Source organism: Virgibacillus subterraneus (assembly GCF_900110695.1).
In the GTDB taxonomy this organism is placed as follows: Bacteria; Bacillota; Bacilli; order Bacillales; family Amphibacillaceae; genus Lentibacillus; species Lentibacillus subterraneus.
This window is the reverse complement of record NZ_FOEH01000004.1, coordinates 403,312-414,847: the sequence shown is the minus strand read 5'-3', so window position 1 is coordinate 414,847 and position 11,536 is coordinate 403,312. Positions and strand designations below refer to the sequence as shown.

Annotated in this window: 11 protein-coding genes and 2 rRNA genes; 8 read left to right on the top strand and 5 right to left on the bottom strand. The window is 37.2% G+C overall.

The window, feature by feature from the left end; genetic code table 11:
* From BMY13_RS13880 to BMY13_RS13865, 4 genes are all read left to right on the top strand, one after another.
* Nucleotides 1-218 (top strand): 23S ribosomal RNA (locus BMY13_RS13880); the annotation flags it as partial.
* A gap of 94 nt (nt 219-312) precedes the next feature.
* A 5S ribosomal RNA gene (rrf, locus tag BMY13_RS13875) occupies nt 313-428 on the top strand.
* A gap of 181 nt (nt 429-609) precedes the next feature.
* A complete protein-coding gene (locus BMY13_RS13870; RefSeq protein ID WP_245736110.1) occupies nt 610-1,935 on the top strand; it encodes a glycoside hydrolase family 18 protein in 1,326 nt (441 codons plus the stop codon).
* 154 nt (nt 1,936-2,089) lie between these two features.
* Nucleotides 2,090-2,749 carry a DUF4396 domain-containing protein gene (locus BMY13_RS13865; RefSeq protein WP_092493217.1) on the top strand — a complete coding sequence of 220 codons (660 nt, stop codon included), beginning with the start codon at nt 2,090-2,092 and terminating at the stop codon, nt 2,747-2,749.
* A 94-nt stretch (nt 2,750-2,843) separates the two neighbouring features.
* On the opposite strand, the gene BMY13_RS13860 is transcribed toward BMY13_RS13865, so the two are convergent.
* Nucleotides 2,844-3,374 carry a hypothetical protein gene (locus BMY13_RS13860; protein ID WP_092505265.1) on the bottom strand — a complete coding sequence of 177 codons (531 nt, stop codon included), beginning with the start codon at nt 3,372-3,374 and terminating at the stop codon, nt 2,844-2,846.
* Nucleotides 3,375-3,588: 214 nt separating this feature from the next.
* On the opposite strand from BMY13_RS13860, the gene BMY13_RS13855 reads away from it, so the two are divergent.
* The 3 genes from BMY13_RS13855 to copZ are packed head-to-tail and all read left to right on the top strand — an operon-like array spanning nt 3,589 to nt 6,539.
* Complete coding sequence (locus BMY13_RS13855; RefSeq protein ID WP_092493215.1) at nt 3,589-3,891, top strand: metal-sensing transcriptional repressor; 303 nt, start codon at nt 3,589-3,591, stop codon at nt 3,889-3,891.
* A 15-nt stretch (nt 3,892-3,906) separates the two neighbouring features.
* The gene (locus BMY13_RS13850; protein WP_092505263.1) at nt 3,907-6,300 is read left to right on the top strand and encodes a heavy metal translocating P-type ATPase; all 2,394 of its coding nucleotides are present in this window, start codon (nt 3,907-3,909) and stop codon (nt 6,298-6,300) included.
* A 32-nt stretch (nt 6,301-6,332) separates the two neighbouring features.
* Nucleotides 6,333-6,539: a copper chaperone CopZ gene (gene copZ, locus BMY13_RS13845; protein WP_092505261.1), complete on the top strand. Its 207-nt coding sequence runs from the start codon at nt 6,333-6,335 to the stop codon at nt 6,537-6,539.
* Between the two features lie 174 nt (nt 6,540-6,713).
* Here copZ and cdr read toward each other — a convergent pair whose 3' ends face one another.
* The 4 genes from cdr to BMY13_RS13825 form a co-directional block, all read right to left on the bottom strand.
* Entirely contained in the window at nt 6,714-8,387 is a 1,674-nt protein-coding gene (gene cdr, locus BMY13_RS13840) for a CoA-disulfide reductase (RefSeq protein WP_092505259.1), read from the bottom strand.
* Between the two features lie 164 nt (nt 8,388-8,551).
* Entirely contained in the window at nt 8,552-9,316 is a 765-nt protein-coding gene (locus BMY13_RS13835) for an ABC transporter permease (RefSeq protein WP_092493211.1), read from the bottom strand.
* Nucleotides 9,313-10,044, bottom strand: coding sequence for an ABC transporter ATP-binding protein (locus BMY13_RS13830; RefSeq protein ID WP_092505257.1), 732 nt, complete (start codon nt 10,042-10,044; stop codon nt 9,313-9,315). Before BMY13_RS13830 ends, BMY13_RS13835 begins: the two co-directional genes overlap by 4 nt.
* A 127-nt stretch (nt 10,045-10,171) precedes the next feature.
* Nucleotides 10,172-10,516, bottom strand: a complete 345-nt coding sequence (locus BMY13_RS13825; protein WP_092493209.1) for a DUF4363 family protein — start codon at nt 10,514-10,516, stop codon at nt 10,172-10,174.
* Between the two features lie 85 nt (nt 10,517-10,601).
* On the opposite strand from BMY13_RS13825, the gene BMY13_RS13820 reads away from it, so the two are divergent.
* Entirely contained in the window at nt 10,602-11,465 is an 864-nt protein-coding gene (locus tag BMY13_RS13820; RefSeq protein ID WP_092505255.1) for a DUF421 domain-containing protein, read from the top strand.
* The last annotated feature ends 71 nt before the right edge of the window (nt 11,466-11,536 follow it).

Genomic DNA, 11,536 nt, shown 5'->3' with positions numbered 1-11,536 from the left:
CTGGTGTACCAGTTGTTCCGCCAGGGGCATAGCTGGGTAGCTACGTGTGGCAAGGATAAGTGCTGAAAGCATCTAAGCATGAAGCCCCCCTCAAGATGAGACTTCCCATCACTTCGAGTGAGTAAGATCCCTCAGAGACGATGAGGTTGATAGGTCCGAGGTGGAAGCGTGGTGACACGTGTAGCTGACGGATACTAATAGATCGAGGACTTAACTAATAATGACAAGTTGAAAACGTTGATGTGAAGCTCTTATTTAGTTTTTAGGGTATAAACCTAAGATTAAGGATGTTCTGTTTAAATACAGAATAAGTCTGGTAGCATTAGCGGAGAGGACACACCTGTTCCCATGCCGAACACAGCAGTTAAGCTCTCCAGCGCCGATGGTAGTTGGGGCTTTGCCCCTGCAAGAGTAGGACGCCGCCAGGCAAATGATATAAGTCAGGATATGATAATTCATATCCTGGCTTTTTTGGTAGTTAAGAAAGTATAATTACTTTCTTAACTACATAAGTGCAACTAAAATTTTATAAGTAATAACTACAAATTCTGTACATGTTTTAGGAACCTATAGAGATAATATTGGTATAAACATGTTAGGAGCACAATGATGTTTAAAACTAAAATTGTTATTACTATTATTATATGTATTTTACTATTTCCCCAAGTAACCTCTGCAAGTATTATTCATGTTGTAAAAAAAGGGGAAAGCTTGTGGGGAATATCAAATGCATATGAAACATCAGTAGAAAAGTTAGTAAACCTCAATGGTTTACCATATAAAGATGTAATTAATCCTGGATTAACGCTATTAATTCCAGGTAATCAATATATTGTACAACCAGGTGAAAGTATTTGGGAAATCGCACAACGTCATTCAAGTTCAATTGAAAAGATAAAGTCCACAAATGGTCTGGAGAAAAACATTCTGTTCCCTAACCAAAAATTAACTATTCCTTCTAGCCCAAAAAAGGAAATTTTTACTGGTGCTTTTATGGTGCCTGAAGGCGAGAAGGCAAATAAATCATTATTAAAGCAATATAAAAAACTTATATCTACTATCGGTTTTTTTGAATACCATCCCGATTCACAAGCAAATCTCAGTGAAATGCCTGGTGAGGGCACTGTAAAAACAGCATGGAAGAGGAATTTAATTCCATTTGCAACAATAACTAATTTAAGCTCTAACGGATTTGACGACGAATTAGCTCATCAGGTAATTGGCAATACAGATACTCGAAGAAAGCTAATTAACAATATTTATTCTGTTCTGCATGAGAATGATTATAAAGGAGTCATTATTGACTTTGAAGGAATTAAAAACAATGATCGTCGAAACTTTAATCTATTTATAAAGGAACTTGCAAAAAGACTTCATCCAGTTGGGATGGAAGTTTCAGTATCATTACCACCAATGCAAGGGGACCGTTATCCGGATTATTATTCAGGTTACGACTATAAAACACTTGGAAAAACTGTGGATTCAATGTTTCTTATGACATATGATTGGCATTGGTCTGGAGGTCCTGCTGGTGCTATTGCTCCCCTGGGAAAGGTTAGGGAAACCATCGAATATGCAATTTCTGCAGTCCCGCGTTCCAAAGTCATTCTCGGGATTCCTATGTATGCATATGACTGGAATATTGATAACAAAGAGCAAAAGGGGAGTGCATATGCCCAGGAACATGCAATTAAATTAGCTCTTGATCATGGCTCAGTCATTCATTATAACAAGGAAACTCATCAGCCGTGGTTTAGATATAAAGATAAAAATGGCGATCAGCATGAAGTGTGGTTTGAGGATGCGAGGTCAATTTTAGCAAAATACCGCCTTGTGAAAGACTATAATCTATATGGAATGGGTGGCTGGAAAATGGGTCTTTCCTTTCCTCAGGCAGAACAATTGCTTAGGGAGGAGTTTAAGCCCAGACAGTAAATGAGTTTAACTTAAAAATTATAACTATAAAGTAACAAAGGGACTATCAATTTTGATAGTCCCTTTGTTGTTTCATTAACTCACTTGAAACGTTTATCTTGTATTCAACCGGGTATTAATCAAACAAAATGTTTTAACAAGATAAGGTGGTAAAATGCTCTTAACAATTATTTCATGGATTGCGTTAACAATGGGGTTAATTAGTTCATTGATCATTGTTATTGATGTGATTAGATATCCGCAGATGATGAAAATAATGAATGTGGTTTGGCCAATAAATGGGTGGTTCTTTGGCCCATTTGCGTTATGGACATATTTTAAGTGGGGCAGATTAAAAGCAAAGAAGATTAAGGATGAAGACCGTCGCGGAAGACCTGCAAGGGTATTTGTATCCACTAGCCATTGTTCGGCCGGGTGCACTGTTGGAGACGCAGCAGGTGTACCAATCGTAGCATTAACAGGAATGGCTGTTATTGGGTCGACCTTGTATGCTCATTATGTTGTTGAATTTATATTGGCGTATATCTTTGGGATTGTGTTCCAGTTTTATGCCATATATCCCATGAATAAGGAACAGGGTATAGTTGGATCAATTAAAGCTGCTATTAAGGCTGATACCCTGTCTTTAATAGCATTTGAAATTGGGATGTTCGGGTGGATGGCAATCGTCCATTTTGTGCTATTTGCTCAACCGCCAAAACCAAATGAGGCATCCTATTGGTTCATGATGCAAATTGCAATGATTTTAGGATTCCTGACCAGTTATCCTGCTAATTGGATTCTTGTAAGAAAAGGAATTAAAGAAGAAATGTAGGAATAGTCCTGGAGAGGTGAACTACCCCTAACGTGAGCATACTAAAATAGTATATTGACGGATAGGATAGTTCTTTGTTCACTATTTTAACAATTTATTTTACTTCGAATTTGGTTAATCCGAGAAAAAGAACAGCAATGATAAATAGAAGAACGAAGGGATATTTGAAAAAAGAATATACTAGTTGATCAGATTTTCTGCGTATTAGGTCTTCGGCTGTATACAAAACTAGTAACAAGACCATTGTCACGATAAGTGCCATGATTTTAATAATAGTTTCGGGTCTAGCCATAGCCAACATATCCCCAAGCATTGCCCCCATCATGCCCCCCATTAATCCGGATATCATGCCATCGATGACAGCAGGCAACCCCACAGGCATTCCAGCAATGAATCCCACAAATAAACCGACTAAGATAGACAAAATGGTTGAGGCAAATAGATCTCCTTGGTTGTATACCCCTAAAATCGTTCCCATTAATATACCTACCATCATAGCAACTGCCATGGAAAACATCATTCCATACATTTGAGTTACCCATTTTCTATAGTAAGTAATGTACATGATTATTGCCAGTACTTGAATAATACATGTTCCTATAATGAAAAATAATCCAATCGCCATCTCTTCAACTCCAATCGTAAGTTGTCCAATAGTATTATATTCACGGACAACTATTAATATGCAATACCATACGAGGGTATAAAGTTGAATTTAAGTATATTATACATTTGTAGAACTCTTTTGTATTCATATTCACCTTAATAAAAAGTTATCAGTTGACAAAAATACATATGGGGGGTATATTGAAATTAAAGATTGAAAGGAAGTGAAGCAAATGGGAGAATACATGCATGATCATCCGGTTACGCCTCGAACAGAAGATGAGAAACAGGCTGTCGCTAACCGGCTGAAACGAATTGAAGGCCAAGTACGAGGAATTCAGAAAATGGTTGAAGAAGATCGTTATTGTATAGATATATTAGTTCAAATAAGTGCAATTAATGCTGCTTTAAAAAAAGTAGGCTTCTCTATAGCTGAGCGCCATACGAAGCATTGTGTCAGCGATGCAGTACAATCCGGTAATGGTAATGAAGCAATTGATGAGCTTCTTGAGGTTTTGAAACAGTTTTCCAAATAAAGGGGGATCGATCATATGAGCGATTCAGAAGAACAACAACATTCACAACTTGGCGTGACAGGCATGACTTGTGCAGCCTGTTCCAATAGAATAGAAAAAGTACTAAACAAAATGGATGGTGTGGAAGCAAAGGTTAATTTAACAACCGAAAAGGCGACCGTTGACTATAATCCATCTACAACAACCTATGATGATATAACGGCTAAAATCGAAAAGTTAGGCTATGGTGTTCAAACTGAAAAAGCTGAATTTGATGTTTATGGCATGACTTGTGCAGCTTGTTCTAGCAGAATAGAAAAAGTGCAGAATAAACAAACTGGTGTTAAGCTTGCCAGTGTAAATTTAGCTACTGAAAGTGCTGCTGTTGAATATAATCCAGGGTTGATGGAAGAAGCTGATATCATTGGCAGGATTCAGAAACTTGGCTATGATGCTAAAATAAAAGCAAATCAAGATGATAAAAAGACACAGAAGGAACAGCAGTTAAATCAAATGAAGACTAAACTGATTGTCTCTGCTTTACTTTCAGCACCACTTTTAATAACAATGCTTGTTCATTTATCTGGAATGAACGTACCAGCTATTCTGCTTAATCCGTGGTTCCAATTTGCATTAGCAACACCTGTCCAATTCGTGATTGGCTGGCAATTTTATGTTGGTGCTTATAAAAATCTGCGCAATGGTGGAGCAAATATGGATGTGCTGGTTGCTTTGGGAACAAGTGCCGCGTATTTCTATAGTCTATACGAAGCCTTTAAAACAATTGGTAATCCCGGATATATGCCGCACCTTTATTTTGAAACAAGTGCAATATTAATTACGTTAATTTTGTTTGGGAAATTTCTTGAAACAAATGCGAAAAGTAAAACGACGGTTGCATTATCAAAATTGCTCGACCTGCAAGCGAAACAGGCACGTGTGATTCGTAATGGTGAAGAAGTGATGATTGCGGTTGAAGAAGTGGCTGTTGGTGATCACTTGATTATAAAACCAGGTGAAAAATTCCCTGTCGATGGAATCGTTGTAAAAGGTAAGACATCTGTTGATGAATCAATGATTACAGGGGAATCTATTCCAATTGAAAAAGATGAACAGTCAAATGTGATCGGCTCAACGATGAATAAAAATGGTAGGGTCGAAATGGAAGCAACTAAGGTTGGTAAAGACACAGCCCTTGCGTCGATTGTTAAGGCGGTAGAAGATGCTCAAGGTACAAAAGCGCCTATTCAGCGGCTGGCGGATGTTATTTCAGGCTACTTTGTTCCAATTGTTGTTGGTATCGCTATTTTGACATTTATTATCTGGATTTCTTTTGTAACACCAGGTGCATTTGAACCAGCATTAGTAGCGGCTATCGCAGTGCTTGTTATTGCATGTCCTTGTGCATTAGGTTTAGCCACACCAACGTCCATAATGGTTGGAACTGGTAAATCTGCGGAATCTGGTATTTTGTTTAAAGGCGGCGAACATTTGGAGCGCACACATCAGTTGGATACTATTATTCTGGATAAAACAGGAACGGTTACAAAAGGTAAACCGGAAGTGACAGATTTTACTGGTGATGAAGAAACACTCAAACTATTGGCCAGTGCTGAAAAAGGTTCAGAACATCCCTTAGCAGAGGCAATTGTTGCATATGCTACGGAAAAAAGTATTGCATTAATTGATGCAACTAGTTTTACAGCAGTACCCGGCCAAGGTATCAGTGCTGAAATTTCCGACAATCAAATACTTGTAGGAAGCAGAAAATTATTGACTGAAAATGGTGTAGAAATTGCTCAATCTGAAGAAGAAATGATTAAGTATGAGACAGATGGAAAAACGGCTATGCTAATAGCGGTAAATGGTGAATATCGTGGAATTGTCGCGGTAGCAGATACAATTAAGGAAACAGCTGTTGAAGCAATTAGTCAATTGAAAGAGCAAGGCTTGGAAGTAATAATGCTTACAGGGGACAATGAAAGAACTGCGCAGGCAATTGCAAAACAGGTGGGTATTGATCAGGTTATTGCTCAAGTTTTACCTGAGGAAAAAGCGGATAAAGTTAAAGAAGTCCAGTTGCTTGGTAAAAAGGTAGCCATGGTTGGTGATGGAGTTAACGATGCGCCTGCATTGGCAACTGCTGATATTGGCATTGCCATTGGTACTGGTACAGAAGTAGCAATTGAAGCAGCGGACGTAACAATCCTTGGCGGCGAGTTGCTGCTGATACCAAAGGCAATTAAAATCAGTAAAGCTACAATCAAAAATATTCGTCAAAATCTATTCTGGGCATTTGCTTATAATAGCGCTGGTATCCCAATAGCTGCTATTGGATTATTGGCACCGTGGATTGCTGGCGGTGCTATGGCTTTAAGTTCAGTCAGTGTTGTTTCTAACTCACTTCGGTTGAAGCGAGTTAAGATATAATTAAAAAGCATTTGGGAAAGGGGGGAATTAGTATGCAAATTACATTGGATGTCAAAGGTATGACATGTGGCCACTGTAAATCCTCAGTTAAAGGTGCACTTGAAGAACTGAATGGAGTAACAAGTGTAGAAGTAGATTTAGGTTCTGGGAAAGTCGATGTAACTTATGATGATGCACTTGTTAAAGTAGAAGACATGCACGAAGCAATTGAAGATCAAGGCTATGATGTAGTAGCATAATATAAAATAAAGCTGGTTTCCATATACGGGAACCAGCTTTTTAAGCAGTTAAAAAAGTATAAATTACTGCCATAAATGGCCATTATGGCTTATATTCCAAAGTATAAGTTCTTATGGAAGCAAAATACACCTTCATAAGAACCCCTAACAAATACAAAGTTTTCTAATATATATCTATACAGATGATTTTACTTTGTCAAGGTGGCCTAGTGCAGATGAGTAGGTTTTCCAACCACCATCTAGGTTTTTAACATTATAACCATTTTCCTGCAATATTCTGGTCGCTATATATCCGCGTAAGCCTACTTGACAATTAACATGGATTGTTTCATCTTTTGGTAGATTATCAAGCTGATTCCGTAAATCATCAAGTGGAATATTCTTGGCACCTGTGATAAATCCATTTTCCAACTCGACTTGATTACGCACATCGATTAATACACCACCATTTGCTACAATTTCATCGATTTCATTCCACTGAACTGTTTCAATAAAACCTTCTACGATATTTCCAGCAACATAACCAGCCATATTGACCGGGTCTTTTGCCGAAGAATAAGGGGGTGCGTATGCTAATTCCAAATCTGGTAAATCTAGAACTGTTAAGCCACCTTTTATGGCTGTGGCAATCACATCGATACGCTTATCGACACCATCTGTTCCAACAGCTTGAGCACCATAAATTTTGCCTGTTTCCTGGTCGAAAACAAGTTTTAATGCAATTGGTGAAGCCCCAGGATAGTATCCGGCATGTGAAACAGGATGTATATGAACAACCTGATATGGGATATCTAAGCGATTTAACGTTTTCTCATTATTACCTGTTGCAGCGACAGTATAATCGAAAACTTTGGCAATTGAAGTACCGAGTGTACCGTTATATCTTACTTTTTCACCGTAAATATTATCTGCCACAATTCGACCTTGCCGGTTGGCTGGCCATGCTAATGGGATCATTGTCGGTTGTTTGTTTGTGTAATCCTTTACTTCGACAGCATCACCAATTGCATATATATTAGGATCATTGGTTTGTAACGACTCGTTTACCTGGATTCCGCCACGGTCACCAACGTTTAAGCCTGCATTGACTGCTAGTTCATTTTCCGGACGAACTCCGATTGACAGTAGTATCATGTCAGTTTCAATTTCTCTTCCATTGTTTGTAATCACTTTTTTACCATTATTCTTAAAGGAATTAACACCATCATTTAAGATAAGGTTTACCCCTTTTTCTACAAGATGATGATGAATAATTGCAGCCATTTCATAGTCAATTGGCGCCATTACTTGGTTAGACATTTCAACTAAAGTCACTTCAATACCACGATCATGTAGATTTTCGGCCATTTCTAAACCAATAAAACCACCACCGATAACAACAGCTTGTTTAGGTTTTTGCTCATCAATATAGGCCTTAATTTTATCTGTATCTGGAATATTACGTAATGTAAATAGGGCTCTTGCTTCGTCAATACCCGGTATAGGTGGTAAGATTGGACGCGCACCTGGTGACAAAATCAATTCATCATAAGTTTCTACATACGTTTCATTCGTTTGTAAGTTGCTCACCTTTATTGATTTGTTCGTGCGATCAATTTGTGTGACCTCACTAAATGTACGAATATCAAGATTGTATCTGGCAGACATACTATCGACAGTTTGAACAAGTAGTTTTTCACGATCTTTAATCGTTTCGCCAATATAGTAAGGTAATCCGCAATTTGCAAAGGAAATATATTCACCTTTTTCAAACATGATAATGTTCGCATTTTCATCTAATCTTCTAAGACGTGCTGCAGCTGTTGAACCACCTGCAACTCCACCAACTATTATAATTTTTTTATTCATAATACTTTCCTCCTTGTATAATACCTAGCAGGGTATTTAATATCTTAATAATAATACACAAGATAATTATCTGCAGTGATATATGTCACACATTAAAAAATACCTGGTTGGGTATTAAAGGAGTTAAAAAATGAAAGAGTTTTACCAGTCATAATAAGTAAAACTCACTCTTTTTGAATGTTTTCCTTCAATAGTTGCATGCGCTGGTTAAATAGGGTTGGATATGATAAATAACCAAGCATGATGCTTGTGATAACAGCGGTAGTCAGAAGGAGGAATAATATGAGTAATTGAAATAATACTGCTTGTACCGGGTCAGCTCCTGCAATTATTTGCCCACTCATCATTCCTGGAAGCTGTACAAGCCCAATTGTTTTTTGGCTTTCAATTGTAGGGATTGTACTCGCTTGAATGGATGTAATTAGTTGGGTGTGAATCGCCTGTTTGGGAGTTCCACCAAGCGATAGGATGAGTTCCGTTTCATCTTGATGTGTTTCGATTTCTGATGTAAAGCGATTAAGAAATAAAATTGACAGCACCATTGAGTTTCCAATTACCATTCCACTGATTGGGATAACGTATTGTGGTGTAGGAGGAGTGATATTCAGGCCAAGTAAAATACTCTGTGTCAGGACTTCAATAAACACAAAGGTTACTATTAACTTCCATGTGATTCCAGGTATAGACACTCCCTTTTTCCTGGCATTTTGTGTGGCGGCTCCAATCATAAGAAGTATCATCAGTAAAATGTAGATGATATTTTCGGTATCGAATACGAATTGAAGGACGTACCCAACAGCGAGCAGTTGGATGATGGAGCGAACTACGGCAATGGCAGTATCCTTTTCCAAACCTAGATTTAGTGTTTTGGATAAAATCAATGGAATAATTACGAAAAGAAGCGCAATGGATAACGTAAGATAGCTCATTCCACTTCACCCCTAACAAAGTCCTTCATTCTTTCTTCCTTTGGATCTTTTAGAAAGTTACTTTCCCCAGTTTCGATTATTTCTCCGTCCATCATGGCCCAAGTGTAGTCTCCGATTGTCATAGCCTGCTGGAGATTGTGTGTTATCCAGAAAATCGTCGTATCATACGTATGATTAATCTTAGTAATAAGTTCTTCAATATCCTGTCTTGATACACTATCCAGCGAAGACGTAATTTCATCAAGCAGTAAAATCTTCGGCTTGTTTACGAGAGTTCGGGCAATTGATATTTTCTGACGTTGTCCCCCTGATAAATCCTTGGTATTTCGCTGCAATGAATCTTTATTCATTCCGACGAGATGAAGTAATTCCTTTGCACGTTCTTCAGATAATTTTTCTTCTTGCAAATCTAAGGGAAGGGAAAGGTTTTTCATTACGCTTCCACTAATCATTGCAGCGTTTTGCAGAGCAATGCCAACGTTCCTACGCAATTTCACCGGATCATAGCTATTGATAGGTTTGTCATTTATGTAAATATCGCCTGAATCAGGTGATTGCAATCCATTGCACAGTTTGAATAAAGTAGTTTTCCCTGACCCTGAGGGACCTACTAGTGTTGTTATTTTACCCTTGGGTATCGATCCTGTAATGTTTTTCAGTATATGAAGACCGTCAACTGAGTAATTTACCTGCTTAAATAACAAGGCTTTGTTGTAGTCATTATTCATGTGTAATTCACTTCCTTTGACGTACGAGCACTACAATTATTGTAACCTAAATGATGTACATTACCTAACGTCTTTATTTGGGGAGATGAGAGGAACTAGCTTATAACTGCTTTAAGGATGTTATTCATTATCTGAAGTACAGTGATTCTATGTAGTTTTCTATCATAACTATATTTAGCTTAGCCTCCGTTTTATCTTTTTCTTCCAAAGCAACTTTTAACTTTTTGATATGTATATTTAGGTTGTGATACTCTATTTTATCACCTAATATCTGGTATCTCCATTTATTACTTTTGTATAATTCTTGGATAAGAGCTACCTCTTGCTCGGCTTTTTTCCATTGGGACTGATTCACCAATTTTCTAATTTCGATTGCTTTTTGTGAAATTGGCAGACCTTGTATTTTTTCTGTTGAACATCCGAATAATATTGTAAAGCAAAGGAAAAGTATAACTAATATTGGTATTTTCATATCTTGTACTCCTCGTATCTTTTTAATTAACTTAACCATAATAATAAAAGATATGAACAATAGTTCTTAATTGTGGAGGATTTACATGTCTGAATATACAATAGTAATTGTTCGAACTATATTTGCCTTCTTCTTTATATTATTACTAGCAAGACTACTTGGAAGTAAACAAATTGCTCAACTGACATTTTTTGATTACATAACAGGAATTTCAATTGGTAATATGCCTGCAGCTTTAGCAATTGACGTAAATATGCAACCGATGGATGCGATAATAGGATTGCTCTTATTTTCGCTTTTAACTACTCTAGTCGTTTTTGGTGCCTTAAAATCACTAAAATTTAGAAAACTTGTAGAGGGAAGGCCAACTATATTAATAAGAAATGGAAATGTGCTAGAAAAGAATTTGTTCAAAGAGAAGATAACATTTGATGACTTAATGCAGGGTTTGCGAGAGAAGAGTGTCTTTAAATTAGCAGACGTTGAAATGGCAACCCTGGAGACAAGTGGCGTTATAACTGTGATGAAAAAAGCAGAATATAATCCCTTAACACCAAAAGATATAGGTATGCCAGTCGAAGCAGAGCACACTCCATCATTGATTATTGTCGATGGAATATTATTAGATAAGCGGCTGAATTATCTTGGTTATTCGAAAGAGTGGCTTCTTGGTGAAGTTCTGAAACAAGGTGCTAAAAATTTTAAAAACGTGTTCTTAGCCCAAATTGATTCAAAAGGTAATGTTTATGTTGATTTATATAATGAAGAAGAAAAGGTGACACAAGTTAAACAGAAGCCTCTTCTTTCTGCACAATTGAGAAAAATGCAGGCTGATTTGGAGGGATTTGCAATTCAGACTAACGACCAGAATGCTAAACAAATGTATTACAATCAATCAATAGAACTCCAAGATCTTATTAATAAAATCAATCCATATCTTAAAGAGTAAATCATATAATTAGGTGGTTTTTGTTTTATCTATATAATCAGCCGTTACCAAAGCTAGCTAAGCTCATGGTA